The sequence below is a fragment of the Micromonospora sp. NPDC048999 genome (assembly GCF_040649295.1).
Taxonomy (GTDB): Bacteria; Actinomycetota; Actinomycetes; order Mycobacteriales; family Micromonosporaceae; genus Micromonospora.
Genome location: NZ_JBEZFI010000021.1, coordinates 21792 through 44011, shown reverse-complemented (window position 1 = coordinate 44011; position 22220 = coordinate 21792). Strand labels below are relative to the sequence as shown.

Below are 22220 nucleotides of genomic sequence, written 5' to 3'. Positions count from 1 at the left end.
CCCTTGTCAAACTAAGATGATCTTAGTATGTTGCATGCATGGCTGCCAGTGCCGCAATGCGCGAACCGACGTACTTCCTCTTGGTCACATTGCTCGACGGCCCGCTGCACGGGCACGGCATCATCAAGCGGGCGGAGGAGATCTCCGGCGGACGCGTACGCCTGGCCGCCGGAACCCTGTACGCCGCCCTCGACCGACTCGCCCGCGAGGGGCTCGTCGAAGCCGTCCACGAGGAGACGGTCAACGGACGCGTCCGCCGGTACTACGCGCTGACGGTCTCCGGCGGCGCCGCCGTCCGCGCCGAGGCCGACCGCATGGCACAGGCGGCAAGCCTGGTCGTCTCCCGCCCGGCCGCACGTACCGTTCGCCCCGCGACGCGACCGGCGGTGAGGCCCGCATGAACGCGATGCTGGAACACCGGTACCGGCTACTGCTGCGGGCCTACCCTCCGGCCTACCAACGGGAGCGCGGCGAGGAACTGATCAGCACCCTGATGGAACTGAGCCATCCCGGCCAGCAGTGGCCGGCACCACGGGAAGCCAGGGCACTGCTGCTGGCCGGGATACGCGTCCGCGCCGGCGTCGACCAGTTGCACTCGACGGCAAGCGCCTGGCTCGACGGCGCGCGAGCGGCACTGGTGCTCATGCTGGCCTGGCAGATCATTCTGGGGATCTGGCGGGTGACGCTCGCCAGCGCAGACCTACCCACCGACGAGTCGGTCTCCTGGCAGCTGATGTGGGGATCCATAGTGACAGGCGCCCTCGCCGGCGCCGCGGCACTGGCCCTGCTGTCCGCCCGCCACCGGCTGGGCATCGCGCTGGTGCTGCTCACCCCGGTGCCGCCCATGATTCCCCCCATCAATGACACCTGGGACAACGTCTACGCGTTCCAACTCGCCAGCTGGTGGCTGCCGGTGATCGCTCTGTCGGTGCCGCTGCTGCGCCGGCCCGCGGCGACCGGACCATGGCGCTGGGTGCTCGGGATCCCGCTGCTCGTCCTCGCCTCGACGCTCCTACCGTTGTTCAGTCAGAGCCTCGCGACACTGTTCGGGGCGCTGATCATGCTCGCGCTCTGCCTGACCTGGGGTGCCGTGATCGACCCGCGACCGGCCATCGGGCTCGGCTTGCTGCTGCTCACGCTGATTCCGCAGCTGGTGGTCTCCGCGTCGACGCTGATGCTCGCGGCCCCGATCTACTTGATCGTGGGCTCGGCGCTACTCACGGCCGGTGCGCTCCGGGCCCGACGCCTCGTCCCGGCGTAGCGGTCCGCGCCTGCCGGAGGTGGCCGGCATAGTGAGGCACATGATCGCACGCTTCAAGGACCTCTGCGTGGACGCCGCCGACGCCCACCGGCTCGGCGCGTTCTGGGCCGGCATCCTCGACGGGGAACTGGTCGACACCGGCGACGGCGACACCCGGATCGATCCCCGGGGCGGCACCGTGACGGCCGAGTCGATCTGGGTCAACACCGTGCCCGAGCCGCGCACCGGCAAGACCCGCGTCCGCCTGGACCTGCGCCTCGCCGACCCGGCACCGGCCGCGCTGCTGGCGGCCGGCGCGCGGCTGGTCCGCGAGCCGGACGCGGAGATCAGCTGGTGGGTGCTGGCCGACCCGGAGGGCAACCAGTTCTCCGCGTTCGAGCCCCGCGACGGCACCCGGCCCGGCGCCTTCGAGGTGGTCGTCGACAGCGCCGACCCGGTGGCCCAGGCGACCTGGTGGGCCGGGGTGGTCGGCGGCCGGGTGGAGACCACCGACGAGGGTGCCGCCTCGGTGGTCGGCGCGGACGCCTTCCCCTGGGAACGCTGGGTCTTCGACGCCGCGCCGGACCGCAAGCGGGTGAAGAACCGGTGGCACTGGGACGTCACCCTGACCGGCCCGGACGTCACCGCGCTGATCACCGCCGGCGCCATCCTGCTACGCGAACCCACCGACACGACCGGCTGGTGGGTGCTGGCCGACCCGGAGGGCAACGAGTTCTGCGCCTTCCCGCCACGCCGTTGCTGATTCCGTGGCCGGATGTCAGCAATCCCGGCCTTGCGGCTGGGAAGGTCCGTAACGGTGTCACCGAAGCGCGAGCGGTCCGGTGTCCTGATGACGGTCTCGCGTTTCCTCCTGCTGCCGTTGGTGCGGCAGGGTTGCGCCACCTGCCCGCCCACCCGTGGCCTTGCGGCCGCGGGTGGTGGCGCGGGTCTTGCGGTCGGCTCCACGCGGTTTCGGCGCTTGCGCGCCCGGGTCTCCGGCCACTCCGGTACCCGTTGTTTCTGTCGTCGCGAGGGCGGCGAGGTTGCGGGCTGCGTTCTCGTCCCGGTCGATGACCAGGTCGCAGGCGTCGCAGGTGAACACTCGGACGTGCAGCGGCAGCTTGGCTTTCACTACGCGGCAGGCCGAGCAGGTCTTGCTGGAGGGATACCAGCGGTCGGCGAGTATCCGCCGACCGCCGTTCCATGCGGTTTTGTACTCCACCTGCCGGCGGATCTCTGCGAAGCCGGCGTCGGCGATCTTGCGGGCGAGGCGTCGGTTGCGCAGCATGCCGGCGACGTTGAGGTCTTCGACCACCACCGTGCCGTACTCGGCGGTGATGCCGGTGGTCAGCTTGTGCAGCCCGTCGGTACGTAGGTTCGCCACCCGGTGGTGCACGCGGTTACGTTCGGCGTTCGCGACCGCCCACCGCCGGGACGGCGTGCGTCCGGTGCGCCGGTCCGGCCCCTGACGGCGGGCCACCCGCCGGGAGAACCGTTTGAGGTGCTTGAGCGCGGCGTCGTAGTGTCCGGGGTTCGGCACGAACCGCACCTCGCCCTGGCTGTCGGCGATCACCGCGAGGCACTTCACCCCGAGGTCCACACCCGCCACCACGCCTGGACGTGCTGGAGCCCGGCCGGTGGCACGTTGGATCTCGACCTGAAAGGAGACGAACCATCGACCCCGGTCGAACTTGACGGTGGCGGACAGGATGCGGGCGGTGTCGTTGGCGATGCGGCGCTCAAGCTTGCGGGTGGACTCGTGGGTGCGGATGGTCCCGAGCCGGGGCAGCGTTACGTGGCGCCGGTCCGCCTCGACACGGATGGTGCCGGTGGTGAACCGGCACGCCAGCCGAGCCTTGTGCTTGGACTTGCGCCGGGGCATACCCACCCGTTTGCCCTTGCGCTGCCCGCGTTTGGATTGGGCGTAGTTGTCGAAGCCCGCTGCCGCGTTGGCCAGGCCCGTGTTGTACGCCTCCTTCGAGTTCTCCTCCCACCAGCCGGCGAAACGCGGATCAGCATGTTTGACCTCGTTGAACACCTTCCGCAACACAGGCAGCGACCACGGCCGCCACGGCGTCAACTCCTCCTCGGCGATGCCGTACGAGGCCTCCGCCTTCCGCTGCCACCACGACGCCACCACCCAGCCGACGGCCCAGTTGTAGGCGGCGCGAGCCGCACCACAATGCGACCGCAACCGCTGCTCCTGTCCGGCGTTCGGATCCAACGCGAAACGAAACGCCTGAACCACGAAACCCGGCCGCGGCTCGAACTTCCTCACACCGACGGCTCCTGGACGGTCACGGCGGCCAGAGCGCGAGCGGCCGCGGACCGCGCCACCTCCACGATCCACGTACCAGACGGCGCCTGACGGACAGGGACCGGCATCCTGCCGTCCTTCACCCACCGCCAGGCAGTCTGATAGGTCACGCCATGCTCGCGCGCCCAGTCAGAGAGCTTCACACCCCCATAATACATAGAAATGTTCGACTATTACTGCCCATAAAACCCCAATCTGTTGCCAACCCCCACCGGTGAGCGGCCACCTCGGCCCGCCCGTTCGGTTGGTTGTCGCGTGAACCCACCTCCGCCGTCACGCCGGTTCGGCAGGATCGTTACCGCGAGGAGGTTCCGGGTCCGGGTGGCCGCCGTACCGGCGATGGTTTGACCGACGATCGCGGCGGGGTACGGCGGACGCCGAGGAAGGGAGCGCCAGTGTCGGAGCCACATGTCACGCTCGAGCCGAGCGGGCTCGATCCGGTGCAGCGGAAACTGCGCGGCCCGCTGGAGGATCAGCTGACCTCGGCCCTGCAAGCGGCCACCGAACGGGTCCGTGCCAGCTACGCGGGCGAGCCGGTCGAGGACGTCTGCCGCCGACTGCTCGACGAGACCCGCGCCGGCCTGCACCCGGACATCGCCGCCGGTTTCCAGCCCGACATGGAGGAGTTCTGCCGGGTGGCGGTGGCGATCGTCCGGGGCGAGATCGCGTAAGGGGTCAGTAGCGGTGGACGTGCTGGGCGGGGCTCAGCACGACGCGCGGCGACGCGTCCGGGTCCAGCCAGGTCAGCACCGCGACCAGATGGTCGTGGGTCAGGCTCACACAGCCGGCCGTGGGGTTGCCCTCGGGCTTGGTGAACTCGTGCAGGAAGATGCCGCTGCCGGCGCCGGGCACCGGGGCTTCGACGCTCGGCGGCATATTGTAGGTGATCACCGCGAAATGCGTGTAGGCCGGGTCTTCCTGCCAGAGCGCCTCGCTGTGTCCACCCGGGTTCGTGGCCGACCGCTGGAAGCTGTTGTAATGCGGGGAGTCGGCGTTCGCGTTCCACCAGTCGTCGACGGCCACCCGGTGGTAGGGATAGCGCACGCCCGGGTCGGCGGCGATGCCGTACACGGTGGGGCCGATGGCGTAGACGCCGGTCGGCGTGGTCGGCACCCCCTCGACGTGGTGGTCGCTGAACCCGTCGGCGCCGATCCGGGCCGGCAGCGGCGCGAGGGCCGGGCGCCAGCGGTCGTGAACCTTCTCGTACGTCCGCAGGGTGGCGTGGGTGGTGCGGTAGCCGTCCCCGGTGTGACGACGACGGCCTGCCGCGTGTGCGGCGGCAGGGTGGTCAACCGGATGTCGCTGGTCGGGTTCACGCGGCAGATCCTCGCACGGGCCCCGACCGGGTCAGCCGGCCGTGCGCTGTTGCTCCGCGGGGCGATCACCGCCCCCGCGACCCGGACGGGTCGGGGCGAGGCTACCGGCCGCGACGGCCCCGACGATCAGCGCCAGCGCCGCCAGGTGCAGCAGTCGCACCCCGGCCGGCGCCGGAACGTCGGCGGCGGGCAGGCCGGGCAGCACCAGTGCGCCGACCACGGTGACCGGCAACGCCACGCCCCAGAAGGCGGCGGGCCGGGACGCCGGCGCGGGCGGCCGTATCCCGTCGAAGATCTTGTGCCGGCGGGCGGCCCGCAGCGCCAGGGCGACCACGACGGCGGCGCCCACCAGCGAGTTGACCACGTCCGAGAACAGCCACCAGTGCATCCCGGTCGCGGCGTGGAAGTCCGGGATCCCCAGCAGCCTCGGCCAGCGCTCGCTGTGGGCGATCCGGTCCCACCCGACGTGGCTGAACGCCCCGATCAGCGCCGAGCAGACCGTGACCTGCCAGGGGTGGCGGACGCCGGCCAGCGCGGCGTGGTCGCGCCAGGCGAAGAGCCGCTCGCCGGGCAGGTGCACCGCGATCCCGGCGATCACCCGGCGCACGATCCAGGCGTACGCGAGCGCGACGGGCAGGCACCACCAGAGCAGCCCGCCGAGGGTGTGGGTCCGCAGACCGAGATCGAACCGGGTGCCGGTGAACAGGTAGCCCACGTCCGGGGCCACCGCGCCGGTGGCCAGCGCCACGCCGTCGAACCAGGCCGGTCGCCACAGCTTCAGCGGCAGCACCGGGGCCAGGTGCGAGGGAAAGGTCAGCGGCACGAATCGGACGTTACCCGCCCGGTCAGAAGTGCTGGAGCAGGTCGGTGAACGCGGCCAGCCGGATCACCCCGGCGTCGTTCGGGTCGAGTTCGTCGTGTTCCAGGACCCAGGTGTTCTCGTTGGGGATGAAGACCGCGTTCATGCCGGCGGCCCGGGCGGGCAGGATGTCCGAGCGCGGCGAGTTGCCGATCATCCACGCGGTCGCCGGGTCGAAGGCGTGCTCGCCGGCCAGCCAACGGTAGGTGTCGGCGTCCTTCTCCGGCACGATGTGCGCGGCACGGAAGTGGTGCAGCAGCCCGCAAGCGTCGAGCTTGCGCTGCTGCTCCTCCCGCTCCCCCTTGGTGAGCAGCAGCAGCTCGTGCCGGGTCGCGAGGTCGTCCAGGGTCGCCGCGACGCCGGGCATCAGCTCGACCTGGTGACCGATCAACGCCGCCGCCAGGCCCTCGATCTCCGCGCGCTCCCGCTCGGTCGCCGGGCGCTGCCGCAGCTTCTCCAGGCACTCCCCCAGGCTGCGCAGGAAGATCTTGCTGCCGTAGCCGTGGGCGACGGCGTTGGCCCGCTCGATGTCGTCGAGGACGGTCCGGATCTGTACGCGGTCCAGCGTCGGGTGGTTCAGCCAGTCGAGGAAGTCGTCGATCACCCGCTCGAAGAGGACATTGTTCTCCCAGAGCGTGTCGTCGGCGTCGAAGACGAGCACCTCGGCGTCCCGGCGCTGTGGCATCGCGTAACCCTTCCGTGTGGCGGACCGGGACACGGTACTGCCCGCGCCGGAGGCGGGGCACGCCGGTTTCGCCGACGCGCCCCGGGCCGGCCGTCACCTGCCGGGTGGCCCGAGCAGTCCGTCGATCGCGGCCACCAGGGCGTCGCTGGGCCGGACGCCGGTGCGTTTGCCACTGATCAGGGCCGGACAGGGTGCCCGGCGCAGCCAGAACTCGGCGGTCGCGCCCGTGGCGTCCGCCACGAGCAGGGCGTCGAACGCCGTCGGCGGCGGATAGCCGGGATAGCCGCCGCAGGTGGTGGTCCTGGCCCGGTCGAAGGCGGCGTTGACGGTGGGACGCAGCGCCTCGGCGGCGTCCATCCACTCGCTTCGCTGCCCGGTCAGCCGGGCCGCCGAGTCGCCCACCTCGTACCGGCACGCGGTCACCGCGACCAGCCTGGTCGGCAGTTGCGGGGACTGGCCGGGGTTGTCGACGGAGATCCGGTCGTCCAGGCCGCTCCGGTCCGGAGTCAGGCGCAGCCGACTGGTCGGGATGCTCCCGGCGCAGGTCGGGGTGGGCACGCTCTCGGGCGGCGTCCGGGCGACGAGCTGCGTCCGGTACCGGTCGAAGAAGGTGGTGAGCAGGGCGGTGTCGAGCCCGCGGCCGCGCCCGTCGCTGACGGCCACCCGGCAGTTGACGTCGGTGTAGACGGTGACCGGTTGCCGATCCGGGTAACGCAGGACGAAGGCGAGCTCGTGGTCGCGGTACACGGCGGTGCAGCGCAGTTCCCGGGCGTCGCCGGAGGGCTGGGGCGACCGGACGCCCAGGCCGGTCTGGTACGACGGCAGGGAGTTGATGACCCGGACGATGTCGCTGACCCCGAGGGTGAGCACCCGGGGTCCGCTCAGCCCGGCCGGCGACGACCCGGTGCCGGGCACCTCGCATGCCGTGATCTCCACCGCGCCCTCGGGCACCAGCGGCTCGCTGCCGCCGTACGGGACCGACTCCAGGTCCGGGTACTCCCCGAGGTCGCTCGGGCAAGCCGGCTCCTCGACGGCGGGCCGGGTCGGCCTTGCCGCCGGTGAGCCCCTGGGCACCTCCGACGCCCAGCCCGACGGCCAGAACCACGGCGAGCGCGCTGCCACCGACCTGCCGCCGCCGGTGCCGGCGGACCCGCCGCGCCAACGCGCCCAGCCGATCCGCCGGCGGTGCCAGCGGGGGAACCGCCTCGGTCAACAGCGACCTGATGTCCTCGTCCTCGTGCCTCATCTCAAGACCTCCAGGCGGCGAAAAGCTCAAGGTTCGGATCGGTACGCAGGGCCCGTAGGGCGCGGGAGGCCTGTACCTTGACCGTAGTCAAGCGTCGGAAGAAGCCATCTACTTGCGCACGGATGGGATGCTGAAACCCGACACTCGCCAGGTGGGAGCTGCGGCAGGTCTCCATGGCCGCGGGCTCCGCGACGAACGTCCCTCAATGAAGGGCAGCTCCGGTGGGAGCTGCGGCTGAGTTGATCAGGGCCGATTTTAGGCCGCCCCCTACTTCCCCTCAATGAAGGGCAGCTCCGGTGGGAGCTGCGGCCGACGTGCTTCTGCAGCAGCGGCAGCACGACCTCCCTCAATGAAGGGCAGCTCCGGTGGGAGCTGCGGCTCGGCGCGGTGTCGCCGACCTGGAGCACCCGCCACCAGCCCCCTCAATGAAGGGCAGCTCCGGTGGGAGCTGCGGCCTCGGTCACGAGCACGAAGCCGCCGTGCCCGTCGTCCCCTCAATGAAGGGCAGCTCCGGTGGGAGCTGCGGCTCGATGAGCGCGCTGTCCTCGTCGTACCCGGCCGCCTCCCCTCAATGAAGGGCAGCTCCGGTGGGAGCTGCGGCCGGGTCCTGGGCGTGCTCAGCGACAGCCCCCGGCAGCCCTCAATGAAGGGCAGCTCCGGTGGGAGCTGCGGCCGGCTAACGGTGCTGGCGGAAGACATCTCCGAATTCCTCCCTCAATGAAGGGCAGCTCCGGTGGGAGCTGCGGCTCATGAACGTGCTGCTGTCGGGCGTGGTTGGAAGCACCGCCCCTCAATGAAGGGCAGCTCCGGTGGGAGCTGCGGCTGAGGCGAAGGTGCTGCGGCGCGACATCGCCCTGGACCCTCAATGAAGGGCAGCTCCGGTGGGAGCTGCGGCGGCGGGGACAGGCACCCCGTGGCGGGTGCGGTTCTCGACCCTCAATGAAGGGCAGCTCCGGTGGGAGCTGCGGCTCATGAACGTGCTGCTGTCGGGCGTGGTTGGAAGCACCGCCCCTCAATGAAGGGCAGCTCCGGTGGGAGCTGCGGCGTTCGGCTTGGTTGGCGAGGCCGCCGGCACCCCGACGATCCCTCAATGAAGGGCAGCTCCGGTGGGAGCTGCGGCCTCAGGCTGTTCAGGTTGACGGCGTTGCTGAACGACCCTCAATGAAGGGCAGCTCCGGTGGGAGCTGCGGCGGGAAGTGGTGGCGGCGACCGCGCAGCTGGTGGCCCCTCAATGAAGGGCAGCTCCGGTGGGAGCTGCGGCGCCGTCCTTCCGCACGAGGCCGGCATGTACTTGCACGCCCTCAATGAAGGGCAGCTCCGGTGGGAGCTGCGGCAGGAGAAGCGCAGAGCCGCCGTCTCCTACGACACGGTCCCTCAATGAAGGACAGCTCCGGTGGGAGCTGCGGCTTCGTGGTTGAGCCGAGGCAGCCTCTAGAGCTATTCCCTCAATGAAGGGCAGCTCCGGTGGGAGCTGCGGCCTTTGCGTTCTTCAATGCCTTTGGTGTGTAGCAGGAGCCCTCAATGAAGGGCAGCTCCGGTGGGAGCTGCGGCCGCCTACTTCCGGCTCGGCCGCGCCGCCTGGGCGGACCCTCAATGAAGGGCAGCTCCGGTGGGAGCTGCGGCACGAGGCAACCTATCGGGGGATCACCGGTGGACGGTCGCCCCCTCAATGAAGGGCAGCTCCGGTGGGAGCTGCGGCTCAGGCTTCAGACCCATCGGGCCCTCACTTCCTCACCCCTCAATGAAGGGCAGCTCCGGTGGGAGCTGCGGCGGCGGAGCCGTCTTCGTGGGCGGGACAGCGGGCCATCCCTCAATGAAGGGCAGCTCCGGTGGGAGCTGCGGCCCGGACCTGCCTGAGAAGTGGACGCCCCCGCTCGCCGGACCCTCAATGAAGGGCAGCTCCGGTGGGAGCTGCGGCGACCGCCGGCGGGAACATGGGCTTCCTCGTCGTGCCCTACCCTCAATGAAGGGCAGCTCCGGTGGGAGCTGCGGCCGGTGAACAGGCCGTCGAGGGTGGGTTCGGCGTGCCCCCCTCAATGAAGGGCAGCTCCGGTGGGAGCTGCGGCAGATCAGCCGGCCAGCGGACGGCGTAGTCGTCGACCCTCAATGAAGGGCAGCTCCGGTGGGAGCTGCGGCCCGTGACGGTGTCGGTGAGACCCGGCTCGGCGTCGACGTCCCCTCAATGAAGGGCAGCTCCGGTGGGAGCTGCGGCGTGAGTTGCCGCCCGACGCGATATTGCCGTCCGACAACCCTCAATGAAGGGCAGCTCCGGTGGGAGCTGCGACCCCTCCACTGGTCGGAGATCAACACCGTGGCGGGCACCCCTCAATGAAGGGCAGCTCCGGTGGGAGCTGCGGCCTGGTCATGACACCGGGTACGTGACCCCATGGACCCTCAATGAAGGGCAGCTCCGGTGGGAGCTGCGGCCCGGGATGGGCCGCCAGTTGCCGTCCGCCTGCGGCGGCCCTCAATGAAGGGCAGCTCCGGTGGGAGCTGCGGCTGTCGTCCCAGTCCGGGTGAAGCATCTCCACCTTGGTCCCTCAATGAAGGGCAGCTCCGGTGGGAGCTGCGGCTTGGGGAACGGATCCAGGAAGTCGACGTCGAGCCCCCCTCAATGAAGGGCAGCTCCGGTGGGAGCTGCGGCCCCTGCCCTGTTCCAACGCTCCCGACCCCCTGACATGACCCCTCAATGAAGGGCAGCTCCGGTGGGAGCTGCGGCAAGAACGGCTGGGTGTGGCTGGCGATGAACCCGCAGCCCCTCAATGACGGGCAGCTCCGGTGGGAGCTGCGGCCCGGACTGGACGTGCCGCTCCCGGTCCTCGGCGGTCCCTCAATGAAGGGCAGCTCCGGTGGGAGCTGCGGCGCCGTTGGCCTGGTGGTCGAGTGATCGACCGCCTCGGTCCCTCAATGAAGGGCAGCTCCGGTGGGAGCTGCGGCCCCGTTCGTCTGGGTCCGAGACCTGGACACCGGACACCACCCTCAATGAAGGGCAGCTCCGGTGGGAGCTGCGGCCGTGAACCGGGTTGCCGCAGTACGGGCAGAACACCCCTCAATGAAGGGCAGCTCCGGTGGGAGCTGCGGCAAAGTCACGCCGCCACCTCCGCGCCGTCAGCCAGCACCCCTCAATGAAGGGCAGCTCCGGTGGGAGCTGCGGCTTCCCGGGCATTCGCCAGCCCCACCACGACGACCGGGACCCTCAATGAAGGGCAGCTCCGGTGGGAGCTGCGGCTCCAGGACCAGGCGCACGGCCAAGCGCTCCCGGGCCCCCTCAATGAAGGGCAGCTCCGGTGGGAGCTGCGGCTAGTCGCGGTGCACCAGGTTGGCCATCACGCAGGTTTCCCCTCAATGAAGGGCAGCTCCGGTGGGAGCTGCGGCCGGGGACCAGGCCAGCCGGGCGGCCGAGGCGGCGGCCAGCCCTCAATGAAGGGCAGCTCCGGTGGGAGCTGCGGCGAGCTTGTGGCCGAAGCGCGGCGGCATCTGGGCGCACGCCCTCAATGAAGGGCAGCTCCGGTGGGAGCTGCGGCCCGAGTCGGGCGCGGCGGACGATCTGCTCCCATTCCCCTCAATGAAGGGCAGCTCCGGTGGGAGCTGCGGCCGGCTCTGACTCCTCGCGTGTGTAGCCAGCAGCACTCCCTCAATGAAGGGCAGCTCCGGTGGGAGCTGCGGCCGCGTCGTGACGCGCAACGGGCCGCCGCCGACCTCCCTCAATGAAGGGCAGCTCCGGTGGGAGCTGCGGCTGAGCTGCATCGCGTTCCACACGGTCGAGCAGACCGGCCCTCAATGAAGGGCAGCTCCGGTGGGAGCTGCGGCTTCCGGCCGAGGGTCTGTGGGCCGCGTGCGGTACCGGCGTCCCTCAATGAAGGGCAGCTCCGGTGGGAGCTGCGGCCACTCGCCGCCGGACTCGTCACCGCCGCGGCCCTCGTCCCCTCAATGAAGGGCAGCTCCGGTGGGAGCTGCGGCCTACACGGTGACGCAGGACCCGGCCGACCCGTCCCGCCCTCAATGAAGGGCAGCTCCGGTGGGAGCTGCGGCGTGGGCGAGGTAGTCCCCGATGAACGCTGCCACGTCGCGCCCTCAATGAAGGGCAGCTCCGGTGGGAGCTGCGGCTCGGTGTGCTGGCCGTCTTGGCAGTGGCCGCAGGTGCCCCCTCAATGAAGGGCAGCTCCGGTGGGAGCTGCGGCTCCCCGTTGCCGTCATCCCGCCGTCGTCGCTCAAGAACCCTCAATGAAGGGCAGCTCCGGTGGGAGCTGCGGCGACCTTGCCCGGCTTCACCTGGGTCACGGCGACGCGCCCTCAATGAAGGGCAGCTCCGGTGGGAGCTGCGGCGACGAGCAGCGCGATGCCGCCCGCCACGATGAGGCCCTCCCTCAATGAAGGGCAGCTCCGGTGGGAGCTGCGGCCGACGCGGTCCGGAGCAGCCGGTCCGCGCCGTCGGCCCTCAATGAATGGCAGCTCCGGTGGGAGCTGCGGCCTCCTTCAGCCCGACGGCGACGAAGCGGGCGAGCCCCCTCAATGAAGGGCAGCTCCGGTGGGAGCTGCGGCTCGTCGGCGATCTCCTCGCCGCCCGAGGCGTCGGCGAAGCCCCCTCAATGAAGGGCAGCTCCGGTGGGAGCTGCGGCACAGCATCACGCTGCCGACCGGGCTGATGCCCGCCGCCCCTCAATGAAGGGCAGCTCCGGTGGGAGCTGCGGCGCAACACCGGCGACATCTGCTGGGACAGCAACTACGTCCCTCAATGAAGGGCAGCTCCGGTGGGAGCTGCGGCTGCTCCGCATGCATGCCCGCAGTTTGGACGGCAGGCCCTCAATGAAGGGCAGCTCCGGTGGGAGCTGCGGCTCGTGCGCAGCAAGCGGGCCGAGAAGTGGGCGACGGCCCCTCAATGAAGGGCAGCTCCGGTGGGAGCTGCGGCCCGCGGGCGCGGCCGGTGCCGGTCGATCCGGGCGACCCTCAATGAAGGGCAGCTCCGGTGGGAGCTGCGGCTCACGCGTCCGGTAGCCGTAGGTCGGGGCCAGGTCCTCCCCTCAATGAAGGGCAGCTCCGGTGGGAGCTGCGGCTCACGTTCATCGTTCAGGCGCTCCCGTCCAAGGACCCTCAATGAAGGGCAGCTCCGGTGGGAGCTGCGGCCCTTCCTTTCGGTTCCGGCCCGTCATGATCTCCCGGCCCTCAATGAAGGGCAGCTCCGGTGGGAGCTGCGGCACTACTTCCGGCTCGGCCGCGCCGCCTGGGGCGACCCTCAATGAAGGGCAGCTCCGGTGGGAGCTGCGGCCCTCGCCAACGGTGCCGGCGTCAGTAGCCGATGTGCGCCCCTCAATGAAGGGCAGCTCCGGTGGGAGCTGCGGCCTGGGGGCGGAATCGGCCTTCCGGGGGTTCCCGGGGTGGCCCTCAATGAAGGGCAGCTCCGGTGGGAGCTGCGGCCCGAACCGCTCCACCCCGGCCCGCTCCGCCGACTCCCCTCAATGAAGGGCAGCTCCGGTGGGAGCTGCGGCCGGTGAGAGCCGGACCGCCCACGCCTTCGGTGACCCCTCAATGAAGGGCAGCTCCGGTGGGAGCTGCGGCGACGGTCTCCTTCTTCGTCTCCACCAGCGTCGCCTTCCCTCAATGAAGGGCAGCTCCGGTGGGAGCTGCGGCTCGGGATGCCGCAGCCGCCGACGAGGATCAGCAGGACCCCTCAATGAAGGGCAGCTCCGGTGGGAGCTGCGGCGAGTAGCCGGGTTCAGACCGTTCTTGACCGGCCATTCCCCCTCAATGAAGGGCAGCTCCGGTGGGAGCTGCGGCTGGGTCGAGATTTTATCCGTCTTGAACTGCGGTTAGGTCGGTCTGCTGCGAAGGGTGCGCCTTTTGTGGTCGGAGTGGTGCCCCGGAGGCCACATCGTCCTGCGGTTAAGGCGCGTGAGCTGGGCAAACACCTTCGCGACGGGTGCATGCTCGCGGGCGGGACGACGGGGGCTTCGCCGGTGGTCTAGAGGATTGCTGGTCCGTGACCGGTGATGGTGCGGCTGCGGCCGATCACGTCGAGCGATCGACGGTGGTTGTCGCGCAGAGTGCCCAGGCTGCAGAACAGGACGGAATCCGTGCCTTGGTCGATCAGGTCGATGAGCTCGGTACGAAGCCGCAGGATCTTTGCCGGACGGGCGTCCACGATGAACACGCTGTACTGTACGCGGTCACCGTATGACTCAAGCTTCTTGGCCACCTTCGTTCGGCGGACGTCGTCCGAGACATCGTACGCAATGAGGTAGCGCCGTACGTCGTCCAGGCTCATCGGACTTTGATGCCCTGGTATCGGGGCTGCGTTCCGTCGATCACTCCCAGAACGAGTCGTGCCTGAATCTCCATTGCGCGCCGCCACGTCACGTCGTACCCGAATATTGGGTGACGGAAAGTGCCGGTGACGCGGCGCTCGTAGCCGGAGATGAGGGCCTTGCGCCCGCGCTCGCCAATGCGCGTGGTCCCGAGCGCAGTCGTGAAATCTCGCGCGTGGATCTCGCCGTTGTTGAATGCGTTAATGACGACCGAATCGGCTACCGGGGCCCGGAATTCCTCGACCAGGTCGAGCGCCAGCGCCGGCTTGTTGCGTCCGCTGCTGTGCAGGAATCCGGCGTGCGGGTCGAGTCCGCAGGCGACGACAGCCCGCAGGGTATCCGCGGTCAGCAAGCCATAGCAGAAGTTCAACGCGGCGTTGATCGGGTCACGGGCGGGGCGTCGTGTCCGCACGGAAAAGGTCAGCCCTTCGGTTGCTACGACTCTCGACCGAAGCATGGTGAGGAAATGCTCGAAGTAGCGCGCTGCGGCATCGCCCTCGATACCGAAGAGGTCGGTCAATGATGGCGCGTCGAGAGCCTCCCGCTGCAGCTCTCGCAACCGTGCCACTGCAGCCGGGGCGTCGCCGTGCCGGCGCAGCAGTGTCGCCTGGTTGGCGACCTTCGCGGCCACGAACTGTCGGGCCAGGTCGATGCGCCCATTGTGGGATGCAACGTGTTGGAGCAGTCGCGGACCGCCGTTTGGTCCTTGGGCTGCCCTGGCCCATCCGGTGACCCGACCCGAGCTGGTGCACCAGACCACGGACAGGCTGCGCCACAACACCTCCCGAATGAGTCCGCTGGAGAGGTCGACGTTGCCGTGCACCACCACGCCCTGCACGCGTTCGATCGGGAACGTGCCGAGCTTCTCGCCGCTCTTGCTGACCTCGATCCGCCCACGGTCGACGTACACCCGCGAGCCCGGTGTGGTCAGGTGCAGGATCTGCGTGTCCGGATCGGCCACGACGATCCTGCGGGTCACCGGCGCGAGCGGGCGTTCGTCGGGAAGGCAGACGGTGATGTGCGAACAGCGGGAGCAGCGCCGATCGTCTTCGAGCGGAGGTGGAGCTTGCTCGGCGGCGAGGGTGCGCGCGGTGGCCGCTACCATGTCCCGTGCGCGGGTTTTGTCCTCCGGGGAGAGAGGTACGTCCACCCGGGTGCGGTGGTTGATGAAGTAGATCGCCTGCCCGGACACCGGGTAACCCATGTCGGCCAGTGCGCCGGCCAGGAGGGCGACCTGGATTCGCATCGGTTCGGTGACTTCGGGCCGGCGGCGGACCGGAGTGGCTTTGTGCTCGACAACTGTCATCGCGGCGTTCTCGTCGAGTTCGACGGTGTCGCAGCGCCCGATAACGCCGAGGTCGTGGCTGATCACGTCGACCGCCCGGTAGCGCCGGGACCGCGACCCGGTCGGGTCGTCGGCCGGGGCGTGTGCTTGCGTGCCGATCGCCATCTGGTGCGTGTCGGTCGTCTCCCCCACCGCCTCCAGCCAGGCCCGGCGCGGACAGAATGCCTGGTGCGCCACCAGGCTGATCGGAATCAGCTCGGGCATCAGCGGCGACCGGTTTTGAGCAGCGCACCGAGCATTGCCCGGCGTTCGGGTGCGCTGTCGCTGCCGAACCGGTGCACCGGGAACCGCACGACCGCGGTGACCCCCCGCTTCACCAGCCACTGGCGGGCTGCCTCACCGCTGGATACGTCGTCGTCCGAAACGCGCCCGGTGCTGTCCGAAGAGAGTCCGGTCGACGCGAACTGGGACAGCTGTTCGCTCGCGACGATGCTACGGTGACGGGCCGTTCGCCACCGGCCGTCCCAGACGGGTACGTAGAAGTAGCCGGATGTTCCCCGGCCGAGGTGGCCGCTTGTGATGGCGAATCCGTTCGTGCGCTGCGCGATGGGAAACTGCGAGATGCCCCACAGCGCACACCAGGCCACTGCGTTGTCGGTCGGCCCCGGTGCGGCGAATCCGGTAGGCGTACGGCTGTCCGGTCGGTCTTTGCCGATCTCATCGCGGGCGCTGCGGCCAAGCAGTCCGTCGCTGACCGCGACGGCGGTCCGGGCAGCGATCGCCGCGGCGAGCGGGCGGATGCGGTTGCCGACGAACTCGGATCCCTGGTTGCGGGGCTGCATCTCCAGCCGGCTGGCGCCGTCGTCCTGGAGCCGATCGCCCTTGCGGTTCTTGCTCCAGTAGCTCGGCTCCCCTAGCGCGGCGATCAGTCGGAGGTCGAGCAGTGCCCGCGCGTCGGTGAGCCGGTTGAGGACGTGGTGCCGCCGGTCCTGGAGTGAGCGCCAGCCCTCGCTGCTGGAGATGCCGCTGATCCGGGGACTCATCAGCGCTCGCTGCTCGCCTTCGCTGATCTGCCGGCTCGGCCAGCTCTCCGGAGTGTCGTGCCGGGCCGCGTGCCGGCGCACGATCTCGCCGACCGTCTCCGGTGTGGCATCCGGCGCGCTCAGCACCGGCCGGGGTGTCATGCCTGCGGTCCACGACAGCCTGACGCCGTTCAGCCCGCTGTCCTCGACGATCGCGGCGAGCCCGTACAGCGCCAGGTGCGACAGCATCGTCGTCGGCTCGGCGGTCGCCAGTACGAAGTCGGTCATGATCCCTCCGCGGAGACCTGCCCGTCGGCCGCGCGGAGCAGCGCTTCCAGGTAGGCGCAGCCCCACACCCCCAGACGGATGTGTGTACGTTCGATCAACTCGTCCCACAAACCCTCGTCGAACAGCGTGGCGGCGATTTCGTCGGCGTTGTCGACCAGTTGCTTGCTGGTGTGCGGGAAGCCGTGCCGGCCGTGGCCGTGGCTGGTGCCGATCAGTCGAGCAGCCAGATCCCGGCACACGTCGTCCATGGCGGACAGCGCGGGCCAGGCAAGGACCACGGAGAGCTGCTCGTGCCGCCAGCGGGTCGGCAGGCCCGAACCGTCGCGGAGCCGCTTGATCCTCCACGCGTCCCGCACCCCGCTCTTGGCCAGCGGCTCCTCAGGGGCAGGGCCGGCCCGCAACGAACGCTGGAACCGGTCATCCGCCTTCCCGTCGTCGTGGTGAGCGCCTGCGAGGCGGAGTGCCTCCACCAGTTCGGCGGCGAGGCCGAGCCGGGTGGCAACGCTCTCGGCCCGTTCCGCCACGGCGTCGGCGTGCCGGCGGAGTGTGACGGGTTTGCGGCGCGGGGTCCATGTCTGCCGCAGTTCCGCGTCAACGGTCGCCTCGCGGAGGTCGACGACGATCAGCCGGACGAGCTCCGGTTCGCCGTCGTCCGAATCCTGCCAGTGCGGCGTCACCTCAGCCCCGGCCGGCTCGTCCTCCGGCCGGTCGAGCAGGCCGGCCGCCGCCACGACCATCGGTCGCGGTGCCAACTCCTCACGGTGTACGCGGAGCAGCCGGGCGACCTCCTGCGGTTCGGGCTCGGCCGGGTAGTCGGTAGCGGCGGTCACCGCATCAAGGAACCGGCGGTGAGCGGCGGTGTCGCGCTCGATCCGGAGCACGACCTCACCCGGCTTCGGTTCGTCGAGCGCGTCGAGCGCGTCGCCGACCCGCCCGCTGCCTTCCGGGTCGACGGCCCCGGCGGTGAACAGCTCGGTGGTGTCGTCGATGACGAGCTGGTCGCCGGGCCGGAGCCGGTCGCCGTCGGACAGTGGGCGCGGCGCGTCGTCGCCGGGCCGGACCAACACCGAGCCCGGCTTCAGCCGCTCCCGGACCTTTGCCGCCTGCCGGATCGAGACCGGAAACACCTCGTGCTCCCGAGGCGGTAGTTTCTCGATCAGCCGCACGGCGTCGGACTCGTCGGCCGGCAGCGCGCGCCGGACGACGATGCCGATCTCGTGATCGGGCTCGTCGAGGTTGTCGGAGAGCCACAGGTCGAGGTCGTCTTGGGGGGCGGCGAGCTTGTCGTTGGTCCGGGCGAGGTGCCAGGTCTGGGCCAGTTCCAGGCGCTGCAGGAGATCCCGTCTCAGCGCCGGGACCGGCGGCCGAGGCTCACGCAGTGCCCACGGTGCCAGGCCGGCCGGATCGGCGGATTGCCGCTGCAGCCAGGTGTAGGCCGCCGCCAGCTCTGCGCGCTGGTACGGCCCGGATTGGGCCCCGGCGGGCAGGTCGGCCGCCGGCACCACCACGGTGACCGCCGTCGTCGTGCGCAGCCCGAGCCGGTTGACCCGGCCGGCCCGCTGGGCGATGGCCCCGCCGGGCGCCAGCTCCGTCACCGCGGCGGCCAGGTCAAGGTCGACCCCGACCTCCAGGCTCTGGGTGCTCACGAGGACGTCGACTTTCGGGTCGCCGGCGATGGTGAGCAGCGTCGACTTCGGCGGTCTCAGGCGGTCGATGTCGTACGGCCGCAGCCGCCCGCAGATCAGCGCCGTTTCCATGCCACGCGCTCGCATTTCTTCGGCGACGGCGGCGGCGACCGCGACGCTGTTGACGAAGCATCCGACCGTTGGGCCGTACGCCTCGCGGAGCCGTACCGCCTCGTTCGCCAACGCCGTGACGCCCGCCTTGCGCGCCGAGCCGCTGTGCGGGATTGGCCAGGACGCAAGTGGCAGCAGGGTGACGGGCTTCGGCGCGGTCAGCCGTTGCCGCAACGCCTCGTCCACTTCCAGGTCGTCCTGTTCGACGCCGACCGCCACTCCGGCGTCGGCGGTGGGCGTGGCGGTGGTCTCGACGACCTGGAGGACCGGCACGTCGAGCGGTTCCTCGGCGACCACGGCCAGCTCGGTGACCCGGCGGGCGGTGGTCACCAGTTGCTGGGACAGGTGCGCCTCGTCGACGACCGCGACGGTGTCGTACGCGAGCAGACCGGCCTCGCGGGGCCACGCCTGCGCCCGTGACCCGTAGCCGGACAGCAGCAGCCGGGAGCCCCACATGTCAGGTGTGGCGCAGAGCACGGCGCAGCCGACCGGGTCGTCCAGCCATTCCCGCGACGGGGGCGCGCCTCCCCGCAGCAGTGCCGTCGACAGCGGGCCGGCCCGATCCTTGAACCCCACGCGCAGCGAGTCGAGCGCGTCGGCTGTCCGGGCCAGGACGCTCCTGCCTCCCCGGGCCTCCGCCAACTGGTGGGCGACTGTCGTCGCGTGCTCGTGCTGGTCGTCGACGAGGGCCCGGCGGTCCACCACGAGGGCCAGCCGGCGCGGCACCCGGACCGGGTGGCCGGAGGCCATCAGCGCCACCGCGAACACGTGTACGTCGATGACGCTCGTCTTGCCCGCCCCGGTCGGGGCGACGAGCTGGTCCGGCCACCGGCCGGTGCGCAGGATGTGGTCGAGCAACCGTTCCTGCCATCGGAACGGCCGGTGTCCACCACGAACCGCAGCGAAGAAGGCGCCGAAGTCGGCGCGGTCGAGGCTCACCGGGCCAGCCTCCGCACGATGTCGGACGGCAGGTCTCTCGGCACGAGCAGGCCACCGCCCAAGTGCCGGCTCTGCCCGATGGCGGCGATCGTCCGAGGGCCGGTCAGGCCACCGAGGCTCAGCACCGCCCGGTACGGCTGGATCACCGTGTCCGGGTGCACCTTGTGCACGTAGCGGCCGACGTCACCGTCCATCACCCGTACCGCCGATGCGACCCGGACCCCGCGCCCGGCGGCCGCCTCGGCCAGTGCCCGGTAACGCGCGTCGCCTCGCCCCGGCGCGGAGATCTCGTGCCGCCAGACCAGCGCGACCGACAGCGCGGCGGCGTCGGCGAGTGACCAGCGTCCGCCGCGCGGCGGCCGGCTGTCGGGCACGGCGACCGGCTCGGTCTGCCACCACCGTTCGGTGCCGGCGGCCGGCTCCGGCCAGAACGTGTCGGCCGGGATCTCCACCGGCGGATCGACCGCGAACGGACCATCAGCGACCTTGACGTGCCTCAGCCGCTGCACCGCCATCCGGATCAGGGTGAGGTCGACGTCGCTCGCCTCCGCCGGCAGCAGCAACGCCAACGCGGTACCGCCGACGTGTGGCGCGTCGGGATCGAGGAACTGGATCGCGCACCGGTTGCTGGGCCGCGGCACGCCCGGTTCATAGGCGCCGGTCAGGACCGCGGGCGCGCCGTCGCCGACCAGCGCGACGAGCGCGCGGTGCACGGCGATCGCGTACCGCACCCGCCGCTCCGCAGGGATCGGCCGGTCAACCCGGAACAGCAGCACCGACGTCCACGGCGTGGGCGGGGGCGGCGGCTCCGGCCGGGCGTACCGGCCGAGCGCGAGGCCGGTCGTCATCACCGGTGGCGCCGCGGTCTTCTCGCTCGATCGGTGTGCATCGGCTTTCAACGGCGGCGCGACCGACGTGTCGCGGTGCGACGCCTCCAGAACGTCCACCCGGCCGGGGGTGGCCACCGCGAGGTCCAGGCCCTCCCCGGTGAACAGGTCGGCCTCCCGGTCGAGGCGGTGGGTCGGCTCGGCGGCGGCCACCGCGAGCCGCACCGGCGACTCGCTGGTCCCCAGGTACGGCACCTCGGGGCAGAGCTCGGTCAGCGCGGCGGCCACCGGCTCGGGGGGATCCTGCTCCCACGTCCAGGCGAAACGTCCGGCCACCGCGACGCCGGTCACCGCCGGCTTGCCGACCAGCTTCTCCGACAACGGGTTGCGGCCCTCCCTGACGACCAGCCCCTCCTTTCGGTACGCCGTCGCCGCACCGCCGTTACGCAGCGTCTCCGGCACGGCGAGGCCGTCCGGCGGGTTCGCCTCCAGCCAGCGCAACGCTTCGCGGTCCGCGTCACAGGGTCGCAGCCCGTCCTCATCGGCGACCGCCCGGACGCCCTGTGCCGCCGCGCAGAGCAGGGCGGCGTGCAGGCGGGCCGGCGACGGCAGCGGGTCGAGTTGACCGCTGCCCACGTGCCCCTTGTAGACACCGAGCAGGGGCTCGGCGACGATGGCGAAGCTCACGAGTTGTCGTCCGTCTCGACCGCACCGGAGACGATGTCCGGGTTGCCGGTAACCCGCATCGCCAGACCCGACCACGCGACGTCGGCGACCTTCTCGGCATGCGCGAGTGCCTCGCTCAGCAGCAGGTCGGCGGCGTCGATGCTGAGTGGCTCGACATCCAGGAACGCGCCGCCCCGCTGGTCGAGCCGGACCTTCGGCAGCTCCGCCTCGACAAGGTCACAGTTGGCCCGCAGGTACAGCTCGGCATCGGAGCGGGCGAGCGCGTTGAGCGCCAGCGCGGCCAACAGCGCCCGGCAGGCAGCGTCGCCCTCGACACCGGCCCCGAACCGCATCTGCCGCAGCGTGGCGAAGGACAGCACATGCGTACGGATGATGGTGTCGCAGGCGACGCCAGCCAACTGGTCGAGCGTCGGCGGGATACCACCCAGGCCGAGCGCGGACGCCGACTTCGCGTCGCCGGGCTTGATCGCACTGGCAGCTTTGACAATCTCGCCGTAGGTGGCCGGGCTCAACTCCGCCTGCTGCCGGTCGGCCATCTCGGTCATCGCCTTCTTGCCGAGGTTTACCTGCATGCCGACCGGGTCGACCCGCGCGCCGCCCCGCAGCCCAGGATCGGGCTTCCTCAGCACACCGGTCTGGTCGCGGCTAGCCGAGACGAAGCCGACGATCTCCCCGACCAGTGCGCTCCGCCAGCGGCCCTGCCGGCTGCGCCGGCTCGAATCCCAGCCGCCGAAGACAAGGGTCACCGGGCTCGTCTCCAGCAGGGCCCGCGCGTTGGCCGGGCTGGCGTCTCGGACCGCCCGGTACGCCGCCGTCTGCGTGGTCGGTTGCCCATCGATCGTGCCGGCGCGGATGTGCCCGTCGAACACGCGGTGCGGCAGCGTGAGATCGTAGTAGTGCTCGACCGCACCATCACGCTCGTAGGTGACCCGCACATGCGGCGCCCGGGACAGCAGCGGATGTCCGTCCTCGACGGCCTGGGCCAGCGCCTGCTCGGCCCGGTTGAGCTGCGACTGCTTCGAGTCGATCACCACCGCGTAGCGGCTTTCGTTACCGAGGTAACGCTGCTCGTACGCGTACACGCCCCCCTTCCGGCCCCGCTCGGCGAACTTGGCCGGAGCAACCGATGTGTGCCGCCCACCGGCCGGCTCCAGCGTTGTGGCCGACGTGAGGCAACTGGACCCGCCGGGCGACCCGGCGGCGAGCAAGGTAGCAAGATCCAACGAACGCATTCAGACTTCCTTCCAGCACTACCGCTTGCGGATCCGGATAAGAGAGACCTCATCCAGCGTCACTCGTCAACTTCGACAGCTTTCGGCCGCATTACGCCACCTTTCTTCGCTATGCGGCTTTGCTGACGGACTTCCAGTCCGCCAACACCGACGACCACTGTCTTTTAGCCATGCACGGA

15 protein-coding genes and 1 CRISPR repeat array are annotated in these 22220 nt (G+C 70.6%); of the genes, 4 read left to right on the top strand and 11 right to left on the bottom strand.

Features of this window, described 5'->3' with window-relative positions:
- Positions 1 to 38 precede the first annotated feature (38 nt).
- Genes AB0C02_RS21040 through AB0C02_RS21030 form a run of 3 tightly spaced genes read left to right on the top strand, consistent with a single transcriptional unit; the run spans position 39 to position 2003 of the window.
- Positions 39 to 401: a PadR family transcriptional regulator gene (locus AB0C02_RS21040; protein WP_357550353.1), complete on the top strand. Its 363-nt coding sequence runs from the start codon at positions 39 to 41 to the stop codon at positions 399 to 401.
- Positions 398 to 1261, top strand: coding sequence for a hypothetical protein (locus AB0C02_RS21035; RefSeq protein ID WP_357550351.1), 864 nt, complete (start codon positions 398 to 400; stop codon positions 1259 to 1261). Before AB0C02_RS21040 ends, AB0C02_RS21035 begins: the two co-directional genes overlap by 4 nt.
- Positions 1262 to 1301: 40 nt before the next feature.
- Positions 1302 to 2003 carry a VOC family protein gene (locus tag AB0C02_RS21030; RefSeq protein ID WP_357550349.1) on the top strand — a complete coding sequence of 234 codons (702 nt, stop codon included), beginning with the start codon at positions 1302 to 1304 and terminating at the stop codon, positions 2001 to 2003.
- 57 nt (positions 2004 to 2060) lie between these two features.
- On the opposite strand, the gene tnpB is transcribed toward AB0C02_RS21030, so the two are convergent.
- The gene (tnpB, locus tag AB0C02_RS21025; RefSeq protein WP_357550346.1) at positions 2061 to 3518 is read right to left on the bottom strand and encodes an IS607 family element RNA-guided endonuclease TnpB; all 1458 of its coding nucleotides are present in this window, start codon (positions 3516 to 3518) and stop codon (positions 2061 to 2063) included.
- 434 nt (positions 3519 to 3952) lie between these two features.
- On the opposite strand from tnpB, the gene AB0C02_RS21020 reads away from it, so the two are divergent.
- Complete coding sequence (locus AB0C02_RS21020) at positions 3953 to 4228, top strand: hypothetical protein (RefSeq protein ID WP_357550343.1); 276 nt, start codon at positions 3953 to 3955, stop codon at positions 4226 to 4228.
- 4 nt (positions 4229 to 4232) lie between these two features.
- On the opposite strand, the gene AB0C02_RS21015 is transcribed toward AB0C02_RS21020, so the two are convergent.
- From AB0C02_RS21015 to cas7u, 10 genes are all read right to left on the bottom strand, one after another.
- On the bottom strand, positions 4233 to 4709 hold the full coding sequence (locus tag AB0C02_RS21015) for a L,D-transpeptidase family protein (RefSeq protein ID WP_357550424.1): 477 nt from the start codon (positions 4707 to 4709) through the stop codon (positions 4233 to 4235).
- Between the two features lie 195 nt (positions 4710 to 4904).
- Positions 4905 to 5696 carry a DUF4184 family protein gene (locus tag AB0C02_RS21010; RefSeq protein WP_357550340.1) on the bottom strand — a complete coding sequence of 264 codons (792 nt, stop codon included), beginning with the start codon at positions 5694 to 5696 and terminating at the stop codon, positions 4905 to 4907.
- A 22-nt stretch (positions 5697 to 5718) separates the two neighbouring features.
- Positions 5719 to 6417, bottom strand: coding sequence for an HAD family hydrolase (locus AB0C02_RS21005; RefSeq protein ID WP_357550337.1), 699 nt, complete (start codon positions 6415 to 6417; stop codon positions 5719 to 5721).
- 93 nt (positions 6418 to 6510) lie between these two features.
- The gene (locus AB0C02_RS21000) at positions 6511 to 7491 is read right to left on the bottom strand and encodes a hypothetical protein (protein WP_357550335.1); all 981 of its coding nucleotides are present in this window, start codon (positions 7489 to 7491) and stop codon (positions 6511 to 6513) included.
- Between the two features lie 301 nt (positions 7492 to 7792).
- A CRISPR array of direct repeats spans positions 7793 to 13438; the repeat unit is 36 nt; unit sequence CCCTCAATGAAGGGCAGCTCCGGTGGGAGCTGCGGC.
- Between the two features lie 184 nt (positions 13439 to 13622).
- Complete coding sequence (gene cas2, locus AB0C02_RS20995; RefSeq protein WP_357550333.1) at positions 13623 to 13925, bottom strand: CRISPR-associated endonuclease Cas2; 303 nt, start codon at positions 13923 to 13925, stop codon at positions 13623 to 13625.
- Positions 13922 to 15514: a CRISPR-associated endonuclease Cas1 gene (gene cas1 / locus AB0C02_RS20990; RefSeq protein ID WP_357550328.1), complete on the bottom strand. Its 1593-nt coding sequence runs from the start codon at positions 15512 to 15514 to the stop codon at positions 13922 to 13924. The genes cas2 and cas1 overlap by 4 nt, the downstream gene beginning before the upstream one ends.
- Entirely contained in the window at positions 15514 to 16560 is a 1047-nt protein-coding gene (locus AB0C02_RS20985) for a hypothetical protein (protein ID WP_357550323.1), read from the bottom strand. Before AB0C02_RS20985 ends, cas1 begins: the two co-directional genes overlap by 1 nt.
- On the bottom strand, positions 16557 to 19295 hold the full coding sequence (gene cas3u, locus AB0C02_RS20980; protein ID WP_357550320.1) for a type I-U CRISPR-associated helicase/endonuclease Cas3: 2739 nt from the start codon (positions 19293 to 19295) through the stop codon (positions 16557 to 16559). The genes AB0C02_RS20985 and cas3u overlap by 4 nt, the downstream gene beginning before the upstream one ends.
- Positions 19292 to 20809 carry a type I-U CRISPR-associated protein Csb2 gene (gene csb2 / locus AB0C02_RS20975; protein ID WP_357550317.1) on the bottom strand — a complete coding sequence of 506 codons (1518 nt, stop codon included), beginning with the start codon at positions 20807 to 20809 and terminating at the stop codon, positions 19292 to 19294. The genes cas3u and csb2 overlap by 4 nt, the downstream gene beginning before the upstream one ends.
- Positions 20806 to 22041 (bottom strand): type I-U CRISPR-associated RAMP protein Csb1/Cas7u, encoded by a 1236-nt coding sequence (cas7u, locus tag AB0C02_RS20970; RefSeq protein WP_357550315.1) that lies wholly within the window; start codon positions 22039 to 22041, stop codon positions 20806 to 20808. The genes csb2 and cas7u overlap by 4 nt, the downstream gene beginning before the upstream one ends.
- Positions 22042 to 22220: the final 179 nt, after the last annotated feature.

Coding starts and splice junctions, on each gene's coding strand:
- cas1 (WP_357550328.1), bottom strand. CDS start 15,514: ATGCCCGAGCTGATTCCGATCAGCCTGGTGGCGCACCAGGCATTCTGT.
- AB0C02_RS21035 (WP_357550351.1), top strand. CDS start 398: ATGAACGCGATGCTGGAACACCGGTACCGGCTACTGCTGCGGGCCTAC.
- AB0C02_RS21040 (WP_357550353.1), top strand. CDS start 39: ATGGCTGCCAGTGCCGCAATGCGCGAACCGACGTACTTCCTCTTGGTC.
- AB0C02_RS21005 (WP_357550337.1), bottom strand. CDS start 6,417: ATGCCACAGCGCCGGGACGCCGAGGTGCTCGTCTTCGACGCCGACGAC.
- AB0C02_RS20985 (WP_357550323.1), bottom strand. CDS start 16,560: ATGACCGACTTCGTACTGGCGACCGCCGAGCCGACGACGATGCTGTCG.
- AB0C02_RS21030 (WP_357550349.1), top strand. CDS start 1,302: ATGATCGCACGCTTCAAGGACCTCTGCGTGGACGCCGCCGACGCCCAC.
- cas7u (WP_357550315.1), bottom strand. CDS start 22,041: ATGCGTTCGTTGGATCTTGCTACCTTGCTCGCCGCCGGGTCGCCCGGC.
- cas2 (WP_357550333.1), bottom strand. CDS start 13,925: ATGAGCCTGGACGACGTACGGCGCTACCTCATTGCGTACGATGTCTCG.